At 65.6% G+C, this 23882-nt stretch carries 29 protein-coding genes and 1 pseudogene; 1 reads left to right on the top strand and 29 read right to left on the bottom strand.

Translation table 11 applies throughout. The annotated features are described in order from the left end of the window. Nucleotides 1-8: 8 nt before the first annotated feature. Nucleotides 9-1433, bottom strand: a complete 1425-nt coding sequence (gene proS / locus WDA27_12030) for a proline--tRNA ligase (protein ID MFA5891659.1) — start codon at nucleotides 1431-1433, stop codon at nucleotides 9-11. Nucleotides 1434-1487: 54 nt separating this feature from the next. Between proS and WDA27_12025 the strand changes: the two genes are divergently transcribed. Then, nucleotides 1488-1727, top strand: coding sequence for a sulfurtransferase TusA family protein (locus WDA27_12025; protein MFA5891658.1), 240 nt, complete (start codon nucleotides 1488-1490; stop codon nucleotides 1725-1727). Between the two features lie 4 nt (nucleotides 1728-1731). On the opposite strand, the gene WDA27_12020 is transcribed toward WDA27_12025, so the two are convergent. From WDA27_12020 to WDA27_11885, 28 genes and pseudogenes are all read right to left on the bottom strand, one after another. Continuing rightward, complete coding sequence (locus tag WDA27_12020; protein ID MFA5891657.1) at nucleotides 1732-2559, bottom strand: SDR family NAD(P)-dependent oxidoreductase; 828 nt, start codon at nucleotides 2557-2559, stop codon at nucleotides 1732-1734. Between the two features lie 135 nt (nucleotides 2560-2694). Beyond that, nucleotides 2695-3837 (bottom strand): flavodoxin-dependent (E)-4-hydroxy-3-methylbut-2-enyl-diphosphate synthase, encoded by a 1143-nt coding sequence (gene ispG / locus WDA27_12015; protein ID MFA5891656.1) that lies wholly within the window; start codon nucleotides 3835-3837, stop codon nucleotides 2695-2697. Continuing rightward, on the bottom strand, nucleotides 3834-4961 hold the full coding sequence (locus WDA27_12010; GenBank protein MFA5891655.1) for a M50 family metallopeptidase: 1128 nt from the start codon (nucleotides 4959-4961) through the stop codon (nucleotides 3834-3836). Before WDA27_12010 ends, ispG begins: the two co-directional genes overlap by 4 nt. Then, nucleotides 4958-6082, bottom strand: a complete 1125-nt coding sequence (dxr, locus tag WDA27_12005) for a 1-deoxy-D-xylulose-5-phosphate reductoisomerase (protein ID MFA5891654.1) — start codon at nucleotides 6080-6082, stop codon at nucleotides 4958-4960. The genes WDA27_12010 and dxr overlap by 4 nt, the downstream gene beginning before the upstream one ends. A gap of 61 nt (nucleotides 6083-6143) precedes the next feature. Then, the gene (locus WDA27_12000) at nucleotides 6144-7052 is read right to left on the bottom strand and encodes a phosphatidate cytidylyltransferase (GenBank protein MFA5891653.1); all 909 of its coding nucleotides are present in this window, start codon (nucleotides 7050-7052) and stop codon (nucleotides 6144-6146) included. Continuing rightward, a complete protein-coding gene (frr, locus tag WDA27_11995; GenBank protein MFA5891652.1) occupies nucleotides 7018-7575 on the bottom strand; it encodes a ribosome recycling factor in 558 nt (185 codons plus the stop codon). The genes WDA27_12000 and frr overlap by 35 nt, the downstream gene beginning before the upstream one ends. A gap of 16 nt (nucleotides 7576-7591) precedes the next feature. Further along, complete coding sequence (pyrH, locus tag WDA27_11990; protein ID MFA5891651.1) at nucleotides 7592-8314, bottom strand: UMP kinase; 723 nt, start codon at nucleotides 8312-8314, stop codon at nucleotides 7592-7594. Nucleotides 8315-8317: 3 nt separating this feature from the next. After that, the gene (gene tsf, locus WDA27_11985; GenBank protein MFA5891650.1) at nucleotides 8318-8929 is read right to left on the bottom strand and encodes a translation elongation factor Ts; all 612 of its coding nucleotides are present in this window, start codon (nucleotides 8927-8929) and stop codon (nucleotides 8318-8320) included. 27 nt (nucleotides 8930-8956) lie between these two features. Beyond that, nucleotides 8957-9793 (bottom strand): 30S ribosomal protein S2, encoded by an 837-nt coding sequence (rpsB, locus tag WDA27_11980; protein MFA5891649.1) that lies wholly within the window; start codon nucleotides 9791-9793, stop codon nucleotides 8957-8959. A 211-nt stretch (nucleotides 9794-10004) separates the two neighbouring features. Then, nucleotides 10005-10502, bottom strand: coding sequence for a M23 family metallopeptidase (locus WDA27_11975; protein ID MFA5891648.1), 498 nt, complete (start codon nucleotides 10500-10502; stop codon nucleotides 10005-10007). A gap of 76 nt (nucleotides 10503-10578) precedes the next feature. Next, nucleotides 10579-11445, bottom strand: coding sequence for an RNA polymerase sigma factor WhiG (gene whiG, locus WDA27_11970; protein ID MFA5891647.1), 867 nt, complete (start codon nucleotides 11443-11445; stop codon nucleotides 10579-10581). Continuing rightward, entirely contained in the window at nucleotides 11420-12349 is a 930-nt protein-coding gene (locus tag WDA27_11965; GenBank protein MFA5891646.1) for a tyrosine recombinase, read from the bottom strand. The genes whiG and WDA27_11965 overlap by 26 nt, the downstream gene beginning before the upstream one ends. Before the next feature lie 54 nt (nucleotides 12350-12403). Further along, nucleotides 12404-13291 carry a DNA-processing protein DprA gene (gene dprA / locus WDA27_11960; GenBank protein MFA5891645.1) on the bottom strand — a complete coding sequence of 296 codons (888 nt, stop codon included), beginning with the start codon at nucleotides 13289-13291 and terminating at the stop codon, nucleotides 12404-12406. Then, a complete protein-coding gene (locus WDA27_11955; GenBank protein MFA5891644.1) occupies nucleotides 13288-14811 on the bottom strand; it encodes a YifB family Mg chelatase-like AAA ATPase in 1524 nt (507 codons plus the stop codon). Before WDA27_11955 ends, dprA begins: the two co-directional genes overlap by 4 nt. Next, the gene (locus tag WDA27_11950) at nucleotides 14808-15158 is read right to left on the bottom strand and encodes a YraN family protein (GenBank protein MFA5891643.1); all 351 of its coding nucleotides are present in this window, start codon (nucleotides 15156-15158) and stop codon (nucleotides 14808-14810) included. The genes WDA27_11955 and WDA27_11950 overlap by 4 nt, the downstream gene beginning before the upstream one ends. 128 nt (nucleotides 15159-15286) lie before the next feature. After that, the gene (locus tag WDA27_11945) at nucleotides 15287-15610 is read right to left on the bottom strand and encodes a DUF2469 family protein (protein MFA5891642.1); all 324 of its coding nucleotides are present in this window, start codon (nucleotides 15608-15610) and stop codon (nucleotides 15287-15289) included. Further along, on the bottom strand, nucleotides 15607-16275 hold the full coding sequence (locus tag WDA27_11940; protein MFA5891641.1) for a ribonuclease HII: 669 nt from the start codon (nucleotides 16273-16275) through the stop codon (nucleotides 15607-15609). The genes WDA27_11945 and WDA27_11940 overlap by 4 nt, the downstream gene beginning before the upstream one ends. Then, entirely contained in the window at nucleotides 16272-17000 is a 729-nt protein-coding gene (gene lepB / locus WDA27_11935) for a signal peptidase I (protein ID MFA5891640.1), read from the bottom strand. The genes WDA27_11940 and lepB (WDA27_11935) overlap by 4 nt, the downstream gene beginning before the upstream one ends. Before the next feature lie 29 nt (nucleotides 17001-17029). Then, a complete protein-coding gene (gene lepB / locus WDA27_11930) occupies nucleotides 17030-17878 on the bottom strand; it encodes a signal peptidase I (GenBank protein ID MFA5891639.1) in 849 nt (282 codons plus the stop codon). A gap of 173 nt (nucleotides 17879-18051) precedes the next feature. Then, a pseudogene (rplS, locus tag WDA27_11925) lies at nucleotides 18052-18378 on the bottom strand (50S ribosomal protein L19). Next, nucleotides 18365-19129: a tRNA (guanosine(37)-N1)-methyltransferase TrmD gene (gene trmD, locus WDA27_11920; protein ID MFA5891638.1), complete on the bottom strand. Its 765-nt coding sequence runs from the start codon at nucleotides 19127-19129 to the stop codon at nucleotides 18365-18367. Before trmD ends, rplS begins: the two are co-directional and overlap by 14 nt. After that, nucleotides 19130-19624: a ribosome maturation factor RimM gene (gene rimM, locus WDA27_11915; GenBank protein ID MFA5891637.1), complete on the bottom strand. Its 495-nt coding sequence runs from the start codon at nucleotides 19622-19624 to the stop codon at nucleotides 19130-19132. 7 nt (nucleotides 19625-19631) lie between these two features. Further along, a complete protein-coding gene (locus tag WDA27_11910) occupies nucleotides 19632-19913 on the bottom strand; it encodes a KH domain-containing protein (GenBank protein MFA5891636.1) in 282 nt (93 codons plus the stop codon). Further along, entirely contained in the window at nucleotides 19877-20146 is a 270-nt protein-coding gene (rpsP, locus tag WDA27_11905) for a 30S ribosomal protein S16 (GenBank protein ID MFA5891635.1), read from the bottom strand. The genes WDA27_11910 and rpsP overlap by 37 nt, the downstream gene beginning before the upstream one ends. A 65-nt stretch (nucleotides 20147-20211) precedes the next feature. Continuing rightward, nucleotides 20212-20640 carry a type II toxin-antitoxin system VapC family toxin gene (locus WDA27_11900; protein ID MFA5891634.1) on the bottom strand — a complete coding sequence of 143 codons (429 nt, stop codon included), beginning with the start codon at nucleotides 20638-20640 and terminating at the stop codon, nucleotides 20212-20214. Further along, nucleotides 20627-20890 carry an AbrB/MazE/SpoVT family DNA-binding domain-containing protein gene (locus WDA27_11895; protein MFA5891633.1) on the bottom strand — a complete coding sequence of 88 codons (264 nt, stop codon included), beginning with the start codon at nucleotides 20888-20890 and terminating at the stop codon, nucleotides 20627-20629. Before WDA27_11895 ends, WDA27_11900 begins: the two co-directional genes overlap by 14 nt. A gap of 150 nt (nucleotides 20891-21040) precedes the next feature. Continuing rightward, entirely contained in the window at nucleotides 21041-22453 is a 1413-nt protein-coding gene (gene ffh / locus WDA27_11890; GenBank protein MFA5891632.1) for a signal recognition particle protein, read from the bottom strand. Between the two features lie 97 nt (nucleotides 22454-22550). Further along, nucleotides 22551-23750, bottom strand: a complete 1200-nt coding sequence (locus WDA27_11885) for a PAS domain-containing sensor histidine kinase (GenBank protein ID MFA5891631.1) — start codon at nucleotides 23748-23750, stop codon at nucleotides 22551-22553. Between the last annotated feature and the right edge of the window lie 132 nt (nucleotides 23751-23882).

Genomic DNA, 23882 nt, shown 5'->3' with positions numbered 1-23882 from the left:
CGCGCGCCTCAGTACGCCAGCGCCCAAGTCGCGCGCTCGGTTGCGTCGTTGCCGCAGTGAATGCAACGGCCCTCAGGCCCGACCGCATCAAGAGGAAGGAAGCGGATCGTCGCTTTCGTCCTCGCCTTGATCCGAGCTTCGCACGCACCGTCCCCGCACCACGGAGCCTCCAGGAATCCGCCCGGGTCCTTCAGCAACTCCTCGAACTCCTCGAAGCCGGCGGGCCGGAAGGTGTGCGCATCGCGGAAGTCCCGCGCCTGAACGAACAGGTTCCTCTGGATCTCCTCGAGCAGCACATCCAGGCGCGCGGGAACCTGCGCCTGCGCGACAGTCTCCTTCTCCCCGGTGTCACGGCGCGCGAGCGTCACGGTGCCGGCGGCAACGTCCTTGGGGCCGATCTCGATACGGACAGGTACGCCCTTGAGTTCCCACTCGTTGAACTTGAACCCCGGGCGAACCTGGTCGCGGTCGTCCACTTTCACGCGGCGTCCGGCAAGCGCGGCACGAAGGCGATCCAACGCTTCGCCGACCAGCGCGCGCTCGTCGTCGCTGCGGTAAATCGGAACGATTACCACCTCGTGCGGCGCCAACGCCGGCGGCAAGCGCAATCCCTTGTCGTCGCCGTGCACCATGATCAAGCCGCCGACCAGCCGAGTGCTCACGCCCCAGCTCGTGGCGTAGGCGAACTGCTGGTCGCCGGAGCGATCTTGGAACGTCACCCCGTAGGCCTTTGCGAAGTTCTGCCCCAGGTAGTGCGACGTCCCGGCCTGCAACGCCTTGCGATCGCGCATCATGGCTTCGATGGTGAATGTCTCTTCGGCGCCGGCGAATCGCTCGGCGGCGGTCTTGCGCCCGGGTCGCACCGGAATCGCCAGCACGTTCTCGGCGACGTCCACATAGACCTCGTCGAGGATCCTGCGCTGCTCGGCGACGGCCTCCGCCGCCGTCTCGTGCGCAGTGTGCCCCTCCTGCCACAAGAACTCGGTCGTGCGCAGAAACACACGCGGCCGCAATTCCCAGCGCACGACGTTGCACCACTGGTTGTACAGCAGCGGCAAGTCTCGGTAGCTCTGAACCCACTTCGCGTACGTCGCCCAGATGATCGTCTCGGATGTCGGCCGCACGATGAGCGGCTCCTCGAGAGCCTCGCCGCCGGCATGCGTGACGACAGCCACTTCCGGGGCAAAACCCTCGACGTGCCGCGCCTCCTTCTCAAGAAGGCCGGCCGGAATGAGCATCGGGAAATACAGGTTTTCGTGCCCCGTCGCCTTGATCCGATCGTCGACCGCGCGCTGGATCCGCTCCCAGATCGCGAAACCGTACGGCTTGATGACCATGGTGCCGCGCGCCAGGGACGGCTCGGCCATCCCGGCCTGCTTCACGACGTCCTGGTACCAGGCCGGGAAATCCTCTGATTGCTTCGGTAGCGCCATGGGGTGCAAGTCTACCGGTAGCCTGCGCGCGCGGGACTGCCGTACAGTGGCGGCATGAGCGATCTTCCCTCTTCAATCGTCGACTTTGGAACCCGGGGCTGCGGGGACGGCATCGCCTCCGAATTCAAAGAGCGAATCGCCGACCTCGAACCAGGACAAACGATCGAGGTCGTCGTGCGCGATCCAAGCGCGCGCACCGATCTCCCGGCGATCTGCCGAATGCTCGGGCACGAAATCCTTTCGACCCAGGACACCGGCGACTCGGCGCGCATCTTGGTGCGCCGCAGCGACTGACCCGTCAGCGGCGCGAGTCGGATGCCCGGATAGCCTCGGCAATCCGGCGAGGCCGGAAGAACGGCTCGATCACAGGCTGAAACGCGCCTGAGGCCAGAACAACCGGCAGCATCCTGCGCGGCACGACGATCTTGCGCGACCGCCGCTCGATCCCGCGCACTAGTGCGGCCACCGTCTCCTCGGGGGTCACCATCCCGAAGGGCCCCTTGTTGCCCGCCCAAACGAGCCGACCCGCCGGATCGCCGAGCGTGTCCCGCGTCATCATGTCGGTGCGCACAAAGGTCAGATACGCGACCCCGACGCGCGCGCCGGCAGGTTTCATCTCGATACGCAACGAGTCTGCGAGCGCGGCGATCGCCGCCTTGCTCGCGGCGTAGTGGCCTTGAAGCGGAGCATGGATGCAAGCGGCCAGCGACGAGATGAGCAGGACGTATCCACGCCGCTCGGCAACATAGGGCACCGCCGCGTGAACCGTGCGCCAGGAACCCAGCAAATTCACGTCGATCACGCGCTCGAAGGCATCTGCGTCCCGCCCGGCGACTGCAGTGAAATTGTTGATCCCGGCGTTCGCAACCACCACGTCGATACCGCCAAAATGCTCGGCCGCGGCGGCAACGGAGGACGCAACGGACCCCGAATCGGTGACGTCGGCCTCCCACCACGCGGCGCGCGACCCGATCATGTCGGCAACGGCCGCCGGTGGCTCCGGCGCGCGCCCCAGGAGCGCGAGGTTCGCGCCGCGCGCGTGCAGTACGCGCGCAAGCGCGGCGCCGAGACCCCTTCCCGCCCCGGTGATCGCAACCGTCTTGTCTCGAACGTCGTACCGGCTCACCGCTCCCCCTTCACGAACTCGACGGCACATTCGTCCAACCATTCGACGCCGCACGAGAACGGAGCCGACCACGATGTGACCCGCGACGGGCGACCGTACCCCGCAAGCGCAACGCAGGGCAAAACAAGGCGTCCGCTAAAGACGAGATCCAGGAGAGGATTGCCGGGCGATGCGGGCGACCGTCGGCACTCCGCGCGCGCCCGCGGCGCGGAGTCCCTCGGCCAGCCGCTCGACCTCGACTGCGACCTCGTCGACGATCGCCTCCTCCGGGACCGTGCGAACCACTTCTCCGCCGACGAAGATCTGTCCCTTGCCCTTGCCGGCGGCGACACCGACATCGGCCTCGCGAGCCTCACCGGGACCGTTGACGATGCATCCCATCACCGCCACGCGTATCGGTACGTCGATCCCCGCAAGCCTTTGCTCGACCGCCGTCGCAAGTGCGAAGACGTCCACCTCGGCTCGCCCACAACTCGGGCATGAAACCAGGTCAAACCCGCGGTCGCGCAAGTGCAACGTCTCGAGGATGGCAATGCCGGTCTTTACTTCTTCAACCGGGTCTGCGGTCAGCGACACCCGGATCGTGTCGCCGATCCCCTCGGCCAGCAGCGTTCCGATACCGACCGCCGACTTCACAACGCCCTTCGTCGGTGTTCCCGCCTCCGTGACGCCGAGGTGCAGCGGGTAGTCGCACGCCGACGCGAGCGCTCGATAGGCCTGGATGGTCACCAGGGGGTCGTTGTGCTTCACGCTGATCTTGATGTCGCAGAAGCCGACATCCTCGAGCAACCCGGCTTCGGCAAGCGCGCTTTCGACCATGGCGCCGGGCGTCGGACCTCCGTGGCGCTCCAGGATCACCGGCTCGATTGAACCGGCGTTGACGCCGATACGGATAGGGACTCCGCGCGCCGCCGCCTCGCGACCGATCAGCGCCACCTTGTCGTGCTTGCGAATGTTCCCGGGGTTGATGCGAATCCCGTGACACCCGGCCTCAAGTGCCGCTATCGCGTACTTCCACTGGAAATGGATATCGGCGATCACCGGAATCGTCGAGGCGCGCGCTATGGCCGGCAGCGCCGCAACGTCGTCGGCGTCCGGCACCGCAACCCGGACGATGTCGCAACCCGCCGCCGCGAGCGCTGCGATCTGCTGCAACGTCGCATCCGTGTCGGCCGTCTTCGTCGTGCACATCGACTGCACGCTGACCGGCGCACCGCTTCCGATCGCAACGTCACCGACCTGGATCTGTCGGGTCGTTCGTCGGACGATGTCCGTCATCCCGGGATCCCCGGCAGCGGCTTGACGATGTCCAGGTAGAGCAACAGCAGAAACAGGCTGCCGAAAATACTGATGACCGCCGCCGTCACAGGAAGCAGGCGTCGCATGTCCACGTCGCGCCCGCGGATCTTCTCGTACGCAAGCACTGCGAGATGCCCGCCGTCCAACGGCGGCAACGGCAGCAGATTGGCCACCCCGATGAAGACGTTGAACCCGGCAATCAGATAGAAGAGACCGGCGAAATCACCGGTGCGCGCCAGACCTCCGGCCTGCTGACCGATACCCACGACCGTGGCCGGGTCGGTGGGAAGCCGCTGTTCGGTACCGGTGACCACCTTGAACAGCCGCCCCAGCGAATGCGGCGAGAAGAGGTCCTTGATGGCCAGCAGACTTGCCCAGGCACCGCGGCCGATCTGGACGAACGACTCCCCCGCTGCCCCGAAGACGGACCGCTTGAGAACGTCGAACCGCGGGCCGACTCCGAGGAACCCCACCTTGGTGCCGTCCGGCTTGTGATCCGCGATGCGAACCTCGGCACGCCGCGTCTGCCCTTCGTGGAGGAACACGATCTCGGTGATCTCGCCGGGTCGGGCCTTGATCAGGTCGACGGCATGCTGCCACGACCGCACGCGCGCGCCGGCGACCGACACAATCGTGTCTCCGCGGACGATGCCGGCCTGCGCCGCCGGGGATCGATCCCCATTGACGGTGGCCGTAACCGACTCCACCGTCGTCGTCGGCCGATCGAAATCGGGAACGCCGATCATCGACAAGATCACAGTGATGATGGCTGCGGCGAGCACGAAATGGGTGAACGAACCCGCACCAAGCACGATCGCGCGCTGCCAGGGCTTGCGCGCCTTGAAAACGCGGTCCCGATCCTCCGGGGCGATCTCCTCAAACGGGTTCATGCCGGCGATGCGAACGTATCCGCCGAGCGGCAGCGCCTTGATCCCGTACTCGGTCTCCCCGCGGCGCACCGACCACACGCGCGGTCCGAATCCGATGAAGAACTGCTCGACTTTGATCCGGAACCTCTTCGCGGCAATGAAATGTCCGAACTCGTGCAACCCTATCGATGCCAGGATCGCACCGATGAAAATGATCACTCCGACTGCGCTCACCCAATCGCCTCCATCCGGCGCCGCGCGTGTGCGCGCGCCCACTCCTCTGCCTCAAGGACGCTCTCAAGCGTGATCTCGGGGATCCCTTCGTGCGCGGCCAGCGCGTCCTCCACCACCGCGGGAATCTGGTGGAAGCGGATCCGGCCACGCAAGAAACCGTTCACTGCCTCCTCGTTGGCGGCGTTGAGCACACACGGGTACGTCCCCCCGCGGCGCGCGGCCGCAAACGCCAGTCCGACGCTGGGGAATGCTTCGTGATCGATCGGCTCGAACTCCAGCGATCCGATGCGCTGCCAGTCCAGCGGCTCGGCACCGCCGGGCAATCGCTCCGGCCACGACAGCGCGACCTGAATCGGCAGCCGCATGTCTGCACTCGACGCCTGCAGCAAGCAGCTCCCGTCGGAGAACTCGACGATGCCGTGCACGATCGACCTTGGATGCACCACGGTATCCACGGCATCAATACCGATGCCGAACAGATGGTGAGCTTCGATCGCTTCCAAGCCCTTGTTCATCAGCGTTGCGGAGTCGATCGTGATCTTGCGTCCCATACTCCACGTTGGATGACGCAACGCTTCCTCGATGGTCACTTGTTCCAGGTCTTCGGCCGATCGCCCCCGGAACGGACCACCCGAAGCCGTGATGATCACCCGGCGCACGTCGGCTAGTCGGTGCCCGGCCAGACACTGAAACAGCGCCGAGTGCTCACTGTCGACCGGAAGCAGACGCTCGGGATGCTCGCGCACCTTGCGCATCACGAGATCCCCTCCGGCAATCAAAGTCTCCTTGTTGGCAAGCGCGACCGTTTTTCCTGCGTCTAGCGCAGCCAGTGTCGGAAGAAGCCCACACGAGCCTACAAGCGCGTTGACCACGACTTCCGCCTCCGGGAGGGTGGCCGCACGGATCACCGCGTCCCGACCGGTTGTGAAACCGTTTCCAGGCGTGCCGCACGCGAGGACTGCAATTTCGGGCGCAAACTCATCTACCTGTTCAGCGAGAAGTTCGCGGTTGGTGCCGGCGACAAGGGCACGCACGCGAAATCGATCAGGGTACTTTCGCACAACATCAAGGGTTTGCCGCCCGATGCTGCCCGTTGAGCCCAGAATTGAGATGTGCTTCATGCGCCCCTCATCGTGCCAGACCGCCGCGCGCCGCGCGCGACCTCAACCGCTCCAAACCGGACTACGCGACGATCATCCGCGCCAGCCAGTAGGCAGGCGGTGCGACGAACAGCAGCGCATCGATCCGATCCAGGAACCCTCCGTGACCGGGGAGGATGCTGCCCATGTCCTTGATCTCGAGATCCCGCTTCATCAGCGACTCGGCCAAGTCGCCAAGCGGCGCTCCGACGGCGGCGACGGCGGCCATGGCCAGTGCGGTTCCCAGTCGGAAGGGTCCGATGTGCGGTCCGGCGACGGCGGCAATCAGCGCAACGAAAAGCGTGGCTCCCGCAAGCCCTTCCCACGTCTTCTTGGGGCTGATCGACGGCGCCATTGGACGACGGCCGAACAGGCTGCCGGACGTGAATGCTCCGATGTCGTACAGCGCCACCAGCCCAATGTAGGCAATCGTTAGAGCGGGCCCGTGCTCCAGGTTTCGCATCAGAATAACGTGCGCGCCCGAGAACGGAACGTAGACAAGGCCGAACAGCGTCACTGCCATCCCAGGCGTCGCTTGCGACCGTTCGGGATCGGCCAGGTACCACAACATCACCGCAATCACGCACATCGTGAGTGCAAACGCGACCGCACCCGGACCCCCGACGAGCGCGCCCAGAAGCACAAGGAACCCGGCGGCGACTCCGAACAGCTCAGCCGCGCGCAACCCGCGCGACCCAAGAGCCCGGTACAGCTCCCACTGCGCCATCAGCACGGCGGCAACAACAAGGAGGAAGAAAGCGACCTTGGAAGTGAACAGAGTGAGGAGGATCAGACCCACGAGTCCCAGGCCCGTGAGGATGGCCAGGGTCAGGTTTCGCCCGCCGCCCTGCGGCGCGGCGGCGGGGCCGCCTGCGTCGTCGGGTTCGGGACTGCTCGGATCCGGCGCCGCGGAGATCCTAGACCTCCAGCAGCTCGGCTTCTTTGCGCCCAAGCATCTCGTCGATCTCGGCGACGAACTTGTCGGTCAGCTTCTGAAGCTCCTTCTCGGCGCGATGCATGTCGTCGTCGGAAACGTCGCCGGACTTGTTGTCCCGCTCGATCTCCTCCTTCGCGTGCCGACGCACGTTCCGAATGGCCACACGGCCGTGCTCGGCGCGATCGCGCACTAGGCGGATCAGCTCCTTGCGTCGCTCTTCAGTGAGCGAGGGAAACCCGAGGCGAATCGCACGCCCGTCGTTCGAAGGGGTGATCCCAAGATCGCTCGCCAAGATCGCCTTCTCGATGGCGGAGATGGCGGACGGGTCGTACGGAGAAATGAGCAAGCTGCGAGGGTCCGGGACAGAGATCCCGGCGAGCTGCTGCAAGGGCGTAGACGTCCCGTAGTAGTCGACCGAGATCCGCTGAACCAGGGCCGGTGAGGCGCGGCCGGTGCGAACACCGACGAACTCATCGCGAGCGACATCGATGGCCTTGTGCATCTTTTCATCAGCGGACTTCAGCGCCTGTTCGATCATCGTTCACTCCCGCTCGTCACTCATGCACCAGCGTACCGATGGGCTCCCCCGAGAGCGCGCGGCGAATGTTGCCGTGCACCTGCATGTCGAACACCATGATCGGGAGCCTGTTGTCCATACACAGCGAGATCGCCGTCGAGTCCATCACGCCCAGCCCGTCGTTCAGAACCTGGATGTAGGTGAGTTCGTCATAGCGACGCGCTTCGGCGTTCTTCTTCGGATCAGAGTCGTACACCCCGTCGACCTTCGTCGCCTTGAAGATCGCCTCACACCCGGTCTCCAGAGCGCGCTGCGCGGCAGTCGTATCGGTCGAGAAGTACGGCACCCCCATCCCGGCGCCGAAGATCACGATCCTGCCCTTCTCTAGGTGGCGGACCGCGCGGCGTGGCATGTACGGCTCGGCGACCTGCGTCATAGTGATCGCCGACTGCACACGCGTTGGCACATCGGCCTTCTCCAGGGCATCCGCGAGGGCCAAGCAGTTCACCATGGTGCCGAGCATCCCCATGTAGTCGGCGCGCGCCCGGTCCATCCCCTGGGCCTGCGGCGACGTGCCTCGGAAGATGTTGCCGCCGCCGACCACGACGGCGATCTGCACCCCCAGATCACGGGCGGACTTCAACTCGGCCGCAAGCCCATGAACGACGTCGCCGTCGATGTTGTAGCCGCGCGCAGGGTCGGCGAGCATCTCGCCCGACAGTTTGAGCAAGACCCTCCGGTACCGCTGCCCCGATTCCACGCGTTAGTCCGCTCCTACGCGGAAGCGCGCGAAGCGCCGGACACGCACCGGCTCCTTCATCTGCGCCGCCGCCTCGTCGAGCAACTGAGCGATCGTCTTGGAATCGTCGCGCACGTACGGCTGATCGAGCAAACAGTGCTCGGCGTAGAAGGACTTCATTCGACCCTCGACGATCTTCTCGATCACCGCAGCCGGCTTGCCTTCTTGTTCGGCCTGCTTGGCCACGAAATCGCGCTCACGCTCCACGGCTTCGACCGGGAGATCCTCGCGCGAGACCACCGACGGGCGCGCGGCGGCAACGTGCAAGGCGATTTCGCGGGCCACCTGCCTGAACCCGTCGGTCTTCGCCACGAAGTCGGTCGCGCAATTCAGCTCAATCAACACGCCGACCTTTGCCGGAACGCCCGGGTCGGGCGTATGCAAGTACGCCTCGACAATCCCTTCGTCGGCGACGCGTTCGGACATCTTCTTCGCGCTTGCGACGCCGCGTTCCCGAAGCAGGTCTCTCGCCTTCTCGAAGTCGCCTTCTGCCTCAGTGAGCGCCTTCTTGCAATCCATCATCCCCGCGCCGGTAGCGTCGCGGAGCTTCTTGACGTCCTCAGACTTGATCTGCACTGAATCTCCTCGTTCGTGTCGGCAGGACTAGCGCATGCTCTTGCGCTCTTCCTCCTCGGTCTCGCGACGACGGCGCTCCTCTTCCTCTTCGGCGAGGAGCTTGACTTCCCACTCCGCGAGAGGCTCGGCCTCCCCCGACGTCGCCTCGGCGGGCTCTCCTTCTTTCGGAGCAGTCCGACGACCTCCGGACCCCGCCGCGATCGCGTCGGCGACGATACGGGTCAGGAGCGCACCGGCGCGGATGGCGTCGTCGTTGCCCGGAATCCCGTAGTCCACTTCGTCGGGATCGCAGTTCGTGTCCAGGATCGCCACAACCGGAATCCCGACCTTGCGCGCCTCGCGCACCGCGATGTGTTCCTTCTTGGTGTCGACAACCCAGATCGCCGCCGGCAGCTTCGTCATGTCACGGATTCCGCCGAGGTTCTTCTCGAGGGTCTCCTTCTCCTTGCGAAGCTTCAGCACTTCCTTCTTCGGCAGCAGGTCGAACGTACCGGTGGCCTCCATGGCCTCCAGTTCGCGAAGTCTCGCCAGCCGCTTGGACATCGTGGAGAAGTTCGTGAGCATGCCGCCAAGCCAGCGGTTGTTCACGTACGGCATGCCGACGCGCTTAGCTTCCTGCTCAACCGGTTCCTGCGCCTGCTTCTTGGTCCCGACGAACAGAACCGTTCCGCCCGACGCGGCAGTGTTGCGCAAGAACGCAAACGCGCGCTCGATGCCGGCGACCGTCTTCTCAAGGTCGATGATGTAAATGCCGTTGCGCTCGCCGAAGATGAATCGCTTCATCTTGGGGTTCCAACGACGCGTCTGGTGGCCGAAGTGCACTCCAGCCTCCAGGAGTTGCTTCATGCTGACGACCGGAGCCATCCGTCCTCCTCGGTTTTGCCCTCTGTCTGCCTCAACTCGGACGCCGTGCCCCGCATCTTTCAATACGAGAACCGAACCGCGCCGATCCGCAGACATGCGAATTTTCCTGATCCCCCCTCGGCGGAGACGCGAATCTCTCCGAGCGGCTCTCAGGGCCCACGCATGCTATCAGCCCGGAGACGACCCCAACAACGAAGTGGAAATGCCCTGGTCAGGCAGGCGGCGCGAGCCGGATCACCCGCCAGCGGTTTCGCCGCATGGACTCCACGAGGATCGGCTCCGGATCCAGGTACTCGCTACCGCGCCGCAGGCCGAAGTGCAGCACCGGCGGCGCCTCGCCCCCGTGTCCGACTCCCGAAACCGCCACGGGAGCCCCTTGCGCCACCGGATCCCCCGCGCGCACCAGCACCGCGGACAGGTACGAGTAGGTAGTGCGTAAGCCATCGGCGTGGTCGATCGAGACCGCGTAGGTACCGCCGACCTGCCCGGCGAACGCCACCGTCCCGGCCGCGGCGGCGACCACGGTAGTGCCGGCCGGGACCTCCAGATCGATCCCGCGGTGCCCGGCCGCGTACGGAGTCGGCGGAGGCTCGAAGTGGCGCGCGACCGGACCCACCACCGGGCGGACGAAGTCGACCACGACTGCGCGCGCGGGAGCGGCGGCGATCAGCGCCGGGATTAGTGCCGCAATGACTGCCTTGGCCCGCATGCGCGGCAGGCTACGCCAAACGGCTGCGAGCGCACGAACGGGAGGAACGGGCGGATTCGCTCGGGGCGACCGTCGCTTACTGCGTGGCCGCCTTCATCTTGTTGCGCAGATCCATGACGGCCTTCGTATGCATCTGGCACACGCGCGACTCAGTGACGCCCAGGACCGCGCCGATCTCCGCCAGCGTCAAACCCTCGTAGTAATAAAGCGTGATGACCAGCCGTTCACGCTCCGGCAAGACATTGACCGACTTCGCGAGAATCTGCCGCGTCTCGGCGCTTTCGAACAGCGCCACGGGATCCGGAGCCTCAGCGTCTTCGAGCGTGTCGACGAGCGACATCTTCTCGCCCTTGTCTCCCCCCGGAGACATCAACTCCTCCAGAGCAACAACCGACACCAGGTTGATCTGATTCAGCATGCCCTGCAGCTCGTCGAGACCGATTCCGAGTTCCTCGCTCAACTCGCCGTCGGTCGGCGGTCGGTGCAACTTGTTCTCGAGTTTCGTCGTGGCGCGATCGACCTCGCGGGCCTTGGACCGCACCGAACGCGGAATCCAGTCGATCGCTCGCAACTCGTCGATGATCGCACCGCGAATACGACTAATGGCGTAAGTCTCGAATTTGATGTCGCGGGAAGGATCAAACTTCTCGATGGCATCGATCAACCCGAAGATCCCGTAGGAGACAAGGTCCGCTTGCTCGATGTTCTGCGGGAGCCCAACCGAAACACGTCCGGCCACGTACTTCACCAGCGGGGCGTAGTTCAGGATAAGACGATCGCGAGACTCCCGGCTCCCGGTCGTCTTGAATTCGCTCCACAACTCAGCCACGGCGGTTATGGCCGCAGCCGACCCCCTGGACGCAGCGTCGGATTGCCGCTTTTGCTGGGAGGCCCCGCCGTGGGCGCGCTTTGCCGGGTCAGGCTCGGGGGTGGGCGTCGTCATAGACCTTTCTCAACCGCTCTCTGGAAACATGAGTATAAATCTGGGTCGTCTTGAGGTCGACGTGACCGAGCAACTCTTGGACACTGCGCAGATCCGCGCCACCATCGAGCAAGTGCGTCGCGAACGCATGGCGAAATGTGTGCGGCGACACCTTGCCTCCGGGAATGGCTTCCGACACGTACTTAGTCACCATCGCCCGGACGTCTCGCTGTCCCATCCTTTTGCCGCGCCGGTTGTAGAACAAAGCGTCATTCGGCGATTGTTCCCGCACGAGCTGCCCACGCGCCTCGTCGAGGTACACGTGCACAGCGTCCGCGGCTGGTTCGCCGAGCGGGACCATCCGCTCTTTGCGCCCTTTGCCGAGAACGCAAACCTGTCGGCGCCCGAAGTCGACGCTGTCCACGTTGAGTCCGACGAGTTCACCTACCCGCATGCCCGAACCATACAACAGCTCGAGGATGGCACGGTCCCGGCATCCGTACGGGTCGTCGCCGGGCGGCAGCTCGAGCAGCGCACTCACCTGCGAAGCCTTCACAACACGCGGAAGCCGTCGCGGCCGCTTTGGGGACGCGACGAGCAGCGCGGGGTTGTCCTCTCGGTCCTTTGAGCGCAGAACAAGAAACCGGTAGAACGACCGCACCGCAGACGCCTTGCGGGCGACCGTGCTTCGTGCATCCCCCAGCGTGCCGCGCTGAGCAAGGAAACGTCGGATATCTGTGGTCGAGGCATCCAAGGAGGAAACGCCCAGCCGGGCGCAAAACTCGAAGAACTGACTCAGGTCTCGCCGGTAGGCCGCGACGGTGTTCGGCGACCGCCCGAGACCTGCGTCCATATGCGCCAGAAACGCGTCGAGAAGCTCGGCGCTCTGCGATGCGATGGTGCGGCGTTGCTCGGGAGTCGCCATGCCACCCTTCCCAACGTCCCGGACGGCCCACTATCGGGGCTGGGGGGTGACGGGTCAAGCACCGCCGATCTCTCGGCGTCGGTATACGCCTCCCGGGCCGCGTGCAACGATCCCGGCGATCTCCAACCGCGCAATCGCTCTCATCGCCGCGGGGTGATCGAGTTCCGCGCGCGCCGCGATCTGGTCGGCGCGCGCCGGTCCGGCCGCGAGCGCGCGCACAACGGCGGCCTCCTGCGGGCACGACCGTTTCGGATCCTGGCCCGCCGGTCGGATCAACTCCAGGTGCAGGCCGTCCAGCACGTCTCCGGCGCACGCGCACAATTTCGCCCCGTCGCGCAACAAGGCATGCGGCCCGACCGACAACTCCGAACGCACATCCCCGGGCACGGCAAGTACCTCTCTTCCGGCATCCAGAGCGAGCCCCGCGGTTCCAAGCGCGCCGCTACGCCGGGCGGCCTGAACTACGACGACCGCCGAGGCCAGTGCCGCGATGATGCGGTTGCGCCTGGGGAAGTGGAACTTGCGCGCCCTGGTTCCCGGAGCGAACTCGGAGACGATCGTGCCGTTCCGCGCAATGCGCTCGTACAGCGGGCGGTTCATTGCCGGATAGGGAACGTCGACGCCGCTTCCCAAAACGGCCACCGTCGCTCCACGGGCCGCAAGCGCACCCTCATGAGCGGCAGCGTCGATCCCGCGAGCCATTCCACTTACGACACAAACGCCGGCCGACGCCAAGTCGGAGGCCAGACCGCGCGCCACCTCAAGCCCATACGGCGTAGGGCTGCGCGCGCCTACAATGGCTACACACGGGCCGAGAGCGCGCAGATCCCTGCCGAGCACCCACAGGGTTTCCGGTACCGGTTCGATCTCGCGCAGACAGTCGAGAAACTCCGCATCCCGCCGTCGCGCGACCCGAACGTCGGCACGCCCGTCCACGCTCATTCCCTAGCGTCCAGCACCCGGTAGCCAAGCGCTTCCTCAACGCAGTCACTACCAGTTTGCTCCTCGCCGCCAAGGTCGGCGATCGTGCGCGCGACCCGCATCACGCGGTGCGCGCCGCGCGCGCTGAGCGCCAGGCCCTCGATCGCGCGCTCCAGAACCGCGCGCGCAGCCGCGGTCGGCAGGCACAGTCGCTCGATGTCGGCCGCGCGCACTTCAGCGTTGGACGCGGCACCGCTTTCCCCAAAACGCGCGCGCTGCACTTCGCGCGCGCCTGCCACCCGCTGCGCCACAGTCGCCGACGAGTCCCCCTCGGGCGCCGCGAACAACTGGCCGCGCGCCAGGCGCGGAATCTCGACTTGAAGGTCGATCCGGTCCACGATCGGGCCGGTTAAGCGTTCCTGGTACGCCATCACCCTTCCCGGCGCGCACACGCACGGGCGGAGCGAGTCGCCGAAGTGCCCGCACGCGCACGGGTTCGATGCCGCGACAAGCTGGAACCGTGCCGGGTACGTCACCGCCCAACGAGATCGAACGATCGTGATCCCGCCGTCCTCCATCGGTTGGCGCAGCGCCTGCAAGACCTCACGGCGGAACTCCCCGAACTCGTCCAGGAACAAGACCCCGCGATGCGCAAGAGACGCTTCCCCTGGATGCGGCATTCCGCTGCCGCCGCCGACCAGTCCCGTCGTTGACCCCGAGTGATGCGGAGCACGGAACGGACGCCGGTCGACCAAGCCGCCGTCGTCGGACAGCAAACCGGCGATCGAGTGGATCCGAGTAACTTCAAACGCCTCGCGCTCGGTCATCGGCGGCAGGATCCCGGCAAGACGACGAGCGAGCATTGTCTTGCCGCCGCCCGGGGCGCCGATCATGAGCACGTTGTGCCCGCCGGCAGCGGTGATTTCAATAACCCGCTTCGCCGTCGAGTTTCCTCGCACGTCGGTTAGATCGGGTTCATCCAGCGCGGAGCCCGACCCCGGCGGTGCCGGCGGCACCCCGTCGAGTTCGCACTCCCCGCGAAGAAACCTCACAGCCTGCTGCAGATGCTCAACCGCAAAGACGTCCAGACCTCGCACGAGAGCGGCCTCGCGCGCGTTCGCAACCGGGACCATGACGGCGCGCGCCCCCGCGCGCGACGCCACGATCGACGCCGGCAGCACGCCGCGAATTCGGCGCACCGATCCGTCCAGCGACAACTCACCCAGCACGCAGACCTCGCGCAATCGCTCATGCGCGATCCGTCCCGCCGCCGCCAGCAGCCCGAGCGCCATCGCGAGATCGAAACCGCTGCCGGCCTTGCGCAAGTGCGCCGGCGACAGGTTCACGGTCACACGCTTGAGCGGCCAGTCCTCTCCCGACGACTGAACCGCCGCGCGCACGCGCTCCCGCGCCTCCTGGATCGAAGGGTCCGGGAGACCGACGATCGTAAACACAGGAAGGCCCGGGGCCAGTGACACCTCAACGTCGATGCGATGGCCGTCCATCCCCACGAGAGCAACCGACTCGGCGCGCGCGATCAAAACGCGTCCTCAAGATGCGTGACGCGGTAGTTCTCTCCGACCCGCAGCACGTCGACCACGTCGAAGCGGATGTCTCGCGCGCGCGGCCGGTGCTCGGTCAGGTAGCGCGACGCAAGGCGGCGAATACGTGCTGCCTTAAGGCGCGTTACGGCCTCCGCCGGGGTTCCGAACGCGCGCGACCTCCGGGTCTTCACCTCCACGAATGCCAGCACGCCGGCGCGCTCGGCAACGAGGTCGAGTTCACCTTCGCGGTAGCGCACATTGCGTTCGACCACGCTCCAGCCGTGCGACTGCAGATATCGCGCGGCGAGCGACTCTCCCATGCGGCCAAGTTCGTTTCGATCCATCGTGGGCCGACGCTACCGCGCCGGCACGCCCGCTTCGAGGGCACGATCATCGCGACCGCCGCGAGGTTCGCAATCCGTCCGAAGAAAACCGGGCGGAACCTCGCGTTCGAAACACTCCGGCGCGCGGCTTAGGAGCCGGTTAACCCCTCCGGGGTGTCGGGTACGGCGGGACGCTTCAACTCCTCGATGTTGACGTCCGAGAACGTCAGGATTCGGACGTTAGCCACGAAGCGGTTCGGCCGATAGATGTCCCACACCCAAGCATCGGTGAGCACCAACTCGTAGTGCGTGTCTCCGACGCTCTCGTGCCGGTGCACTTCCACCCCGTTGGCGAGGTAGAAACGCTTATCGGTTTCGACGACGTAGGAGAACATCGGCAAGACGTCGCGGTACTCCCGGTACATCGCCAGTTCAATCTCGGCTTCGTACTGCTCAAGGTCGTCGACACTCATGGCTCTCCCATCGCGTCCTGCGGCCCAAACAGCGACTGCTGCCCTACGCCGGCAAAGCTCAGCCGGTGCTGCGGTGAAGGGCCAACCCGCCGGATCGCTTCCAAGTGGTCGGGGGTACCGTACCCCTTGTTCGAATCGAACCCGTACTCCGGGTAGCGCGCGGCCAGCGCGGCCATGATGCGGTCGCGCGCGACCTTGGCGACGACCGAGGCCGCCGCGACTGCGACCGAAACGCGATCACCCTTCTTGATCGACAGAGACGGAAAGGGAGCGCGCGCGATCGGGTATCCGTCCACGAGTAGGTAATCCGGGGCCGGCTGCAAGCGCACGGCCGCGTCCCGCAGCGCGCGCAAGTTGGAGCGATGCAGGCCGCGCCGATCGATCGAGGCGGGCGGGACCCGAACGACCGACAAGGCGACGGCTTGCCGGCGTATCTCGACGTCCAACGTCTCGCGCGCGCCCGGCGACAGCAGCTTGGAATCTCGCAGCCCCGGCAACCGGGCATCCTCGGGCAGAATCACGGCGCACGTGACCAGCGGTCCGGCAAGCGCGCCTCGTCCTGTCTCGTCCACGCCGGCAATCAGCCGGAAGCCGGCATCGCGAAGGCGCTGCTCGAGGCGCCCGTCGGGACCGACGGTCGCCCGCGGGGCGCCGGACGCGATCACGGTCTCGCCGGCTGCGACGCCTCGTAGACCGGCCGGTGGAAGAGCGTAAACCGCGAGACCGGCCAGATTCGCACGAACGCCTTCCCGACGATGTCGGCACGGTCGATGGGTCCCAGACGAGTCCGACTGTCGGCCGAGTTCGGCCGGTTATCCCCCATCACGAAGTACGTACCCGGCGGCACCGTGTACGGCCCGAACGGCTCCAGATCGGGCTCACCGGTGACATAGGACTCGTCCAGTGTGATCTCTTTGCCGGCGGTGTCGGTGATCGTCACGACTCCCTTCGAAAGTCGCACCGTCTCTCCCGGAAGTCCGATGACTCGCTTGATGAAGTCCGTTTCCGCCGGCCGGGTTACTCCCAGCCCCTCGAAGAGCACACTTCTGACGCGCGACAGAAACGACCGCGGAGCCGCGTCATATTGTTCGGCGAACACGATGATTTCCCCCCGCTGCGGCTCGCGCAAGCGGAAGGCGAGCTTGTTCACCAGAATCCGGTCACCAACTTCGAGCGTCGGGACCATCGACTCCGAAGGGATGAAGAAGGCCTGAGCGAGGAAAGTCTTAATCAGGACCGCGAGAACGAAGGCGATGATCACCAGGACCGGCAACTCGCGCAGGAAACTACGTCGAGGAGCAGCAGGTGGCGTCGATGCGTCCGAAGAACCCCCCGCGGAGATCTCGGATGGGTTCGTCGAGTTCCCGATCGGTGATTCGGCGTCGTCCATGGGCGAGACTGTACCGCGCGCGAAGCGCCTCAGCGGGACGGGATGCCGGATTTACGGCGAAACACCGCCGGCAGTACCGCCAGGATGATGGCCGCCCCCAGCGGAACCGCCGCGGTGCGCGGTGACGTCGTCTTCACTTCGGAACAGGAGACCTTGGGGTCCTTCTGCGGGTAGCACGGCGGTTGGATTAGACCCATTCGCGGGACCGGCCACACCTTGACGAACGCCCTCCCGATGATGTCCTCACGCTTGATCGGACCGAGCGAACTTCGGCTGTCGGAAGAATTGCCTCGGTTATCCCCCATCACGAAGTACAGCCCTTCAGGCACCACGTATCTCGCCTGTGCCGGACCCTGCTCGGCCCGGTCAAAGATGTACGGCTCGCGAAGGCGGAACGTTGGAGCGTTGGGCGGCTTTATGTATACGCCGTCGGCCGTCACCTGGATGCGATCACCGGGAAGGCCGATGATGCGCTTGACGAAATCGGTCTCGGCGGGGCGAGTGACTCCGAGACCCTCGAAGAACAGGTTGTAGACCTTACGCAGACTCGACTTTGGTTCGGAATCGTGCTTGGCGATAAACACGATCACTTCGCCGCGTTGCGGCTCGCGGAACCGATACGCAAGCTTGTTCACCAGAACACGGTCGCCGGCGCAGCCGGGACAGCCATGCAGCGTCGGCTCCATCGATGCCGAGGGAATGAAGAAAGCCTGAATCAAGAATGTCTTGATCAGTAACGCGACCCCGAACGCAACAAAGACCAAGAACGGCAACTCGCGAAAGATGGCAGTGCGACTCGCGCTCGGCGGCGGGGGCCCTGCGGGCTGCGTCGGCCAGTCGGCTTGGAGCCCTTCAGTAGAGAATCGCGTCGGGACCATTGCGCCGGCCGGCGCTGCTACTGCTCGTCGGCGGCGGGAGTCTCGGCCTGCTCGACCTCGAGCACCTCGGCCTGCTCGACCTCGGCCTGCTCGACCTCGAGGACCTCGGCAACCGGCTCCGGAGCCACTTCAGCCACAGCGACCGCACCGGGGATCCGGGTACGACGCTCAGCGATCTTCGCCTTGCGGCCCTGCAGTTCGCGCAAGTAGTAAAGCTTGGCCCGGCGGACCTTTCCGTAACGAACGACTTCGATCTTGGCGAGAGCCGGCGCGTGGAGCGGGAACGTTCGCTCAACCCCGACACCGAAGGAAATCTTCCGCACGGTGAAGGACTCCCGGAGCCCGCCTCCGCGGCGGGCCAACACGACACCCTCGAAGATCTGGACGCGCTCACGCGTGCCCTCACGGACCTTCACGTGGACCTTCACCTGGTCGCCGGGACGGAACGGCGGGATGTCGTTCCGCAGGCGCGGACGCTCGACGATATCAACCTTGTTCATCGGGCACTCCAGGAATCGAGGATGGTGTGGGTCGGGCGGTAATGTTATCAGGTGACTCGGCCCCGGCAACCTGAGTGGAAAGACCCGGCAAATCGGGTCGCCGCTCGCGCGTCCTGCGAAGTGCTTCAGCCGCGCGCCAGCGCTCGATTTCGGCGTGATTCCCCGACAAAAGCACCGGCGGGACCGTCTGTCCGCGAAACTCGGCCGGCCGGGTGTAATGGGGATAATCCAGAAGGCCCGTGGTGAAGGACTCCTGCTCCAGCGACGCTGGTTCCCCGATCACGCCGGGAACCAGCCGCGTGACCGCCTCGATGACGACCATCGATGCGGCCTCACCTCCGGCCAGCACGTAATCGCCGATGGAGATCTCGTCGGTCGCCAACCCCTGGGCAACTCGCTCATCCACGCCTTCGTACCGGCCGCACATCAAAATGACGTGAGACGCATTGCTCAAACCTTCGGCCGCGCGCTGATCCAACCGGCGCCCCGCCGGGGTCAAAAGGATACGGCGCGCGCCCTCCCACCCTGGGATCGACTCCACCGCCTCGAACCAAGGTTCGGGCTTCATGACCATTCCCGGTCCGCCCCCAAAGGGGTCGTCGTCAACCGTCCGGTGACGGTCGTGGGCGTAGTCGCGCAGATCGTGCACCGCAATGTCCAAGATGCCGCGCGCGCGCGCCTTGCCGAGCAGCGCTGCCTGAAGTGGTCCGGCGAAGTACTCCGGGAAGATCGTGATGATGTCCAGGCGCATCTACAACAGCCCCTCCGGAAGTCGCACGGTGATGCGCCGCGCCTCAACATCTACCGCTATCACGATCGCGCGCACCGCCGGTACCAGAACCTCACGGCCTCCGGCGTCGACCACCCATAAATCATTCGCCGGGCTCTCCTCCACGCGCAACATGGTCCCGATCTTCGATCCATCCTCGGCGACCACGGCGCATCCGTGTAGATCGTGCGGGTAAAAGGACCATTCGTCCAAAGGTGCCGCTTCCGAGGCCGGAATCGTCAAAAGCAAGCCACGCAGCACTTCGGCCCCGTTGCGGTCGGCGACGCCCTCGAATCGAACAAGCAGCCTGCCTTGGTGCGGCCGTGAGGCGACGACGACTACCTCACGCCCGCCGGCGAGCATCTGAGAACGCGGAGCGAAGCGCTCGGGGGCATCGGAGAGCACCTCGATCGACACTTCCCCAAGGATCCCATGCGGCTTTACCACGCGGCCGACCACGAGCCGCTCGGGCTCCATGGCGGTACTAGTCGCCGATCTCGATGACCGCGGTCGTATCGACTCGCGCAGCGGCAACTCGAGCCACCTGTCGAATAGCGCGGGCGACCCTGCCGTTTCGGCCGATCACGCGGCCCATGTCGTCGGGGTGAACCCTTAGACGATAAACCAGCCCACGGTCGGATTCACCCTGCTCAACCGACACCTGATCGACGTGCTCGACGATGGCTCGGGCAAGATACGCGAGAGTCTCGGAGACGAGATCGCCTCCGACTACTTCGCGGTCTTCGCCTGCTTGTGTTTCTGCCATATGCCGGTGCGCTTGAGGAGCGCGGTCGCGCTCTCCGAAGGCTGCGCGCCCTGCTGCAACCAGTGCAGCGCGCGAGGCTCATCGATGACGATCTCCGAAGGGTTTGGCAACGGGTTATACCGCCCCAGGATCTCGATAAAACGCCCGTCGCGCGGCGACCGCTGATCGGTCACCACAACACGGTATTGGGGCTGCTTGCGCTTGCCCGCTCTGAGAAGTCGTATGCGTACCACGGCGGCCAAGGTTACAGGAGAACCGCGCACCGCGCTACCTGCGCGAAGACAGAGGGGCACGCACTTCAGCCCTTCCGGCCCGGCCGCGCGCGCGTGCGGGCCGGACCGACCCCTGTCAGATTCTGAGCCCCGTCGCACCCCGCGAGTTCGCGGTCGAAGGTCCCAAGCGGCAAGTGCCCAGCCTTCCGCGCGGTTTCGAGAACAAGGCAATCGGAGAACTCGACGCGCGGCTTCTTGCGAAACCGCTCCAAGGCCGCCGCGACGACGTCCGCATCCTGGATCGTCAGGTCCTTGTGATTGAGGAGCATGTCCACCGCGGCGCATATCTTCTCCGGACCCCGTCCGTAAACGCTGTCCAGTACCCATACGGTTTCGGCGAGCACAAGGTGGGAAACCCACGCCCCCTTCGCCACGAAATGCTCTGCGGCGGAAACCTGGGTCGGGTCGTCGCGCGCGAGGAGCCGCACAAGGACGTTGGTGTCAACCGCGCGCATGCCGTTCCTTGACGTGGCGGCGAATTCCCTGCCTGATCTCCTCAGCGGTTCTCCGCGTGGGCGGGCGACCAAGGAACAGCGCACGATGAACGTCCTCGGACGTGAACCGGCCGGCGCGCCGCACGACGACTTGTCCGCCCCGGTCTTCCCACTCGAGAACCGCCCCTGGTCCGATCCCGAGCTTCCTTCGAACGGACGCCGGCACCGAGATCTGCCCCTGTGCCGTCACCTTGGAATGCGCGAGCGTCATGCCGGCACATTACCACGGTAATGGGCCAGAGACAACGGTTGCACTGCGACTCCAGGGCCTTACCTGCGGAACGCGTGAGCAACTGGACCAGGTCCACGTGAATGGGCCTGCAGGCTCTCTGCGGCGCGACAACGCAGGCGTAAACCCGCGCTACTTGCGCTTGCGCTTCTTGTTCTTGCCGTGCTGCTTGGGACGGTGGGCGCGCTCCTTGGGCTTGCCGCCGCCGGAGCCGCCGCCGGCCGCGCGCGTCAGCGAGTGCGGCATCGAAGGCAGTCCCCCGCCGCCGGCCATCGCGCGCATCATGACCTTGGCCTGGTCGAACTGGCGCAAAAGCCCGTTTACGTCGGCAACGGTGCGCCCGCACCCGCGCGCGATCCTCTGGCGCCGCGAGTTGTTGATGACCGAGGGATCGCGCCGTTCTCCCAAAGTCATCGAGTGGATGATCGCCTCTACCCGGGCCATGTCGCCTTCGTCGATATTCACATCCTTCAAGGCCCCGCGCATCCCCGGCATCATCCCAAGCAACGACGAGAGCGGGCCCATCTTGCGCAACTGGCGCATCTGTTCCAGGAAGTCGTCCAGGCCGAAGGTGGCCTTGCGCATCTTTTCCTCGAGGACGGCAGTCTCCTCGGCTTCGTATGCCTCCTCGGCCTTCTCGATGAGCGTCATCACGTCGCCCATCCCGAGGATCCGGCCGGCCATGCGGTCGGGGTGGAACGGCTCGAACGCGTCCAGACGCTCGCCGATCGAGGCGAACTTCACCGGTCGTCCCGACACGTGCGCGATCGACAGCGCGGCTCCACCGCGCGCGTCTCCGTCGAGCTTGGACAGGATGATGCCGGTGTAGTCGACTCGATCGAGGAACGCGGTCGCGGTGTTGACCGCGTCTTGACCGGTCATGGCGTCGACGACAAACAGCGTCTCGAAGGGCCGGATGCGGTCCCGAATCTGCACAGCCTCGGCCATCATCTCTTCGTCGACGGCAAGGCGTCCCGCGGTGTCGACGATGACCACGTCGCGCGACAAACGCACGGCCTCCTCCACGCCGGCGGCCGCAACGTCCGGTGCCGAAATGCCCGTTCGCACGAAGACGGGCACGTCGACTTGGTCGCCGAGCAGTTTGAGCTGTTCGATTGCCGCGGGGCGCCGCAGGTCACAGGCGACCAGCAGCGGGCGTTTGCCCTTGGATTTCAGCATCCGCGCGAGCTTGCCGGCGGCCGTCGTCTTGCCCGACCCCTGCAACCCCGCGAGCATGATCACCGTCGGCGACTTCGGCGACATCTTCAGCGGAACGTTCTTCGCGCCCAGGATCGCGACCAGTTCGTCGTGGACGATCTTGACGACCTGCTGTCCTGGGGTGAGCGCCTTGCGCACCTCGTCCCCGACCGCGCGCTCGCGCACCCGCGCCAGAAACTCGCGCACCACAGCGGTGTGAACGTCGGCCTCGAGCAGCGCCATGCGCACTTCACGCAAGGCCTCATCGACGTGTTCCTCGGTCAAAAGTCCGCGGCCGCGAAGGCGCTTGAATACGCCCTCGATCCGATCACTCAACGCATCGAACATGCAGGCATTCCTCGGTCGGAAGTGGGAACGGCCTAGTCTAAAGACGTACCCCGGCCTGCGCCACGCGAGCGGCTTCGAATCGCAAGCACGCAGACGTTCATGCGTCGGAGGTGTCGTCGGTTGCCGTCTCCACGACCGGGTCACTCGCGCGCGCGGGCAGGAACACGCGGAACGACGCCCCCCCTCCCGGGCGATCCTGCACCCACGCGCGCCCTCCGTGCATCGCCGCGAAACGGCGCACGAGGCTGAGCCCGATGCCGGTTCCGGGCGCGGTAGAGGGCACCTTGCCGCGTTCGAACGGAAGGAAGATGGTCTTCTTCAGATCGTCGGCGACCCCGGGACCCGTATCGTCGACCGAGATGATCGCTCCACCCTGCTCAGGCACCACGCGGATCCATACCGGGCTGCCGGGCGCGTACTTGAACGCATTGGCTACGAGGTTCTCGACGACGCGCCGCACCCTCGCCTCGTCGGCATCGATCCACACGCTCGGCGCCTCGATCTGGACGCTGCGACCGGCGACGTCCATTGCCGCAACGGCATCGCGGACGACCATGCTCAGGGCGATCCGGGCGAATCTCGGCTTCATGATTCCCCGCCTCAATCGCTCCAGATCGAGCAGGTCCCCCAGCAGCCGGTCGAGGTTCTGCGCGTTGACGACCAGCCGGTGAAGCAGCTCACTCGCCTGGTCGGAGTCCAGATCGCGATAACGCTCAAGTACCTGCGCGAAGCCGAGGATGGCCGCCAGCGGCGTCCGAAGCTCGTGAGACACCGCCACGAGCATCGCGTTCTTGAACTCATCGAGTTCCTTCAAACGGTGGGCGGCGTTCCGCTCCCTGTCCAGCGCGTTTTGCATCGCCGTGCGCGCTTGCTGCTGGGCGCTGATGTCGGTGATCACCCACCGCAGACCCGGGCCGGGGCTACGCGGATCACGGAACGGGGCTACTTCGAAGGCACAAGGCACACCGTGGTCGTCACGCGGTCCAAGCGTCGCCTCCCAATACCGCGTCACCTGCTCCTTCGCGATCTCGTAAAGGCGAACCCGCAACCCCTCGCGATCGTCCTGTTGAACAAAGGATAGGACGGTCTCCCCGATCAACGACTCCGTCTTCGCCCCCAAGAGCAATGCGGCCCGGTGATTCGCCTCGCGAATAACTCCGATGGAATCGGTCACGAGAAAGCACGTGGGAGCATCTTCGAATAGCGCTCGATACCGGCCGTGCTCCTCGTCTACCTCATCGCGAAGGCGTACCGCCTCATCGTTCTTGGCGCTCAGTTGTTCGAGCGCGATTTCCATCTCCTGGGACTGCCCCAGGTTCGGTTGACTCCTGATGTGTGAGGATTAGGTCCTCACCGGAAGGAAAGGTCACCATGCCCAAAGCGTTCCCCGAGGAGTTCCGTCGCGACGTCATCGCCGTGGCTCGCCGCA

The organism is Actinomycetota bacterium (genome assembly GCA_041658565.1).
In the GTDB taxonomy this organism is placed as follows: Bacteria; Actinomycetota; AC-67; order AC-67; family AC-67; genus JBAZZY01.
The sequence above is the reverse complement of the archived record's forward strand: the minus strand, read 5'-3'. Positions and strand labels throughout refer to the sequence as shown.

What these genes read in the sequence shown, in the direction of transcription:
- proS (MFA5891659.1), bottom strand. Translation starts at nt 1,433, where the DNA reads ATGGCGCTACCGAAGCAATCAGAGGATTTCCCGGCCTGGTACCAGGAC.
- WDA27_12025 (MFA5891658.1), top strand. Translation starts at nt 1,488, where the DNA reads ATGAGCGATCTTCCCTCTTCAATCGTCGACTTTGGAACCCGGGGCTGC.
- ispG (MFA5891656.1), bottom strand. Translation starts at nt 3,837, where the DNA reads ATGACGGACATCGTCCGACGAACGACCCGACAGATCCAGGTCGGTGAC.
- dxr (MFA5891654.1), bottom strand. Translation starts at nt 6,082, where the DNA reads ATGAAGCACATCTCAATTCTGGGCTCAACGGGCAGCATCGGGCGGCAA.
- frr (MFA5891652.1), bottom strand. Translation starts at nt 7,575, where the DNA reads ATGATCGAACAGGCGCTGAAGTCCGCTGATGAAAAGATGCACAAGGCC.
- rpsB (MFA5891649.1), bottom strand. Translation starts at nt 9,793, where the DNA reads ATGGCTCCGGTCGTCAGCATGAAGCAACTCCTGGAGGCTGGAGTGCAC.
- WDA27_11975 (MFA5891648.1), bottom strand. Translation starts at nt 10,502, where the DNA reads ATGCGGGCCAAGGCAGTCATTGCGGCACTAATCCCGGCGCTGATCGCC.
- whiG (MFA5891647.1), bottom strand. Translation starts at nt 11,445, where the DNA reads ATGACGACGCCCACCCCCGAGCCTGACCCGGCAAAGCGCGCCCACGGC.
- WDA27_11965 (MFA5891646.1), bottom strand. Translation starts at nt 12,349, where the DNA reads ATGGCGACTCCCGAGCAACGCCGCACCATCGCATCGCAGAGCGCCGAG.
- dprA (MFA5891645.1), bottom strand. Translation starts at nt 13,291, where the DNA reads ATGAGCGTGGACGGGCGTGCCGACGTTCGGGTCGCGCGACGGCGGGAT.
- WDA27_11950 (MFA5891643.1), bottom strand. Translation starts at nt 15,158, where the DNA reads ATGGATCGAAACGAACTTGGCCGCATGGGAGAGTCGCTCGCCGCGCGA.
- WDA27_11945 (MFA5891642.1), bottom strand. Translation starts at nt 15,610, where the DNA reads ATGAGTGTCGACGACCTTGAGCAGTACGAAGCCGAGATTGAACTGGCG.
- lepB (MFA5891640.1), bottom strand. Translation starts at nt 17,000, where the DNA reads ATGGACGACGCCGAATCACCGATCGGGAACTCGACGAACCCATCCGAG.
- lepB (MFA5891639.1), bottom strand. Translation starts at nt 17,878, where the DNA reads ATGGTCCCGACGCGATTCTCTACTGAAGGGCTCCAAGCCGACTGGCCG.
- trmD (MFA5891638.1), bottom strand. Translation starts at nt 19,129, where the DNA reads ATGCGCCTGGACATCATCACGATCTTCCCGGAGTACTTCGCCGGACCA.
- rimM (MFA5891637.1), bottom strand. Translation starts at nt 19,624, where the DNA reads ATGGAGCCCGAGCGGCTCGTGGTCGGCCGCGTGGTAAAGCCGCATGGG.
- WDA27_11910 (MFA5891636.1), bottom strand. Translation starts at nt 19,913, where the DNA reads ATGGCAGAAACACAAGCAGGCGAAGACCGCGAAGTAGTCGGAGGCGAT.
- WDA27_11900 (MFA5891634.1), bottom strand. Translation starts at nt 20,640, where the DNA reads ATGCGCGCGGTTGACACCAACGTCCTTGTGCGGCTCCTCGCGCGCGAC.
- WDA27_11895 (MFA5891633.1), bottom strand. Translation starts at nt 20,890, where the DNA reads ATGACGCTCGCGCATTCCAAGGTGACGGCACAGGGGCAGATCTCGGTG.
- ffh (MFA5891632.1), bottom strand. Translation starts at nt 22,453, where the DNA reads ATGTTCGATGCGTTGAGTGATCGGATCGAGGGCGTATTCAAGCGCCTT.
- WDA27_11885 (MFA5891631.1), bottom strand. Translation starts at nt 23,750, where the DNA reads ATGGAAATCGCGCTCGAACAACTGAGCGCCAAGAACGATGAGGCGGTA.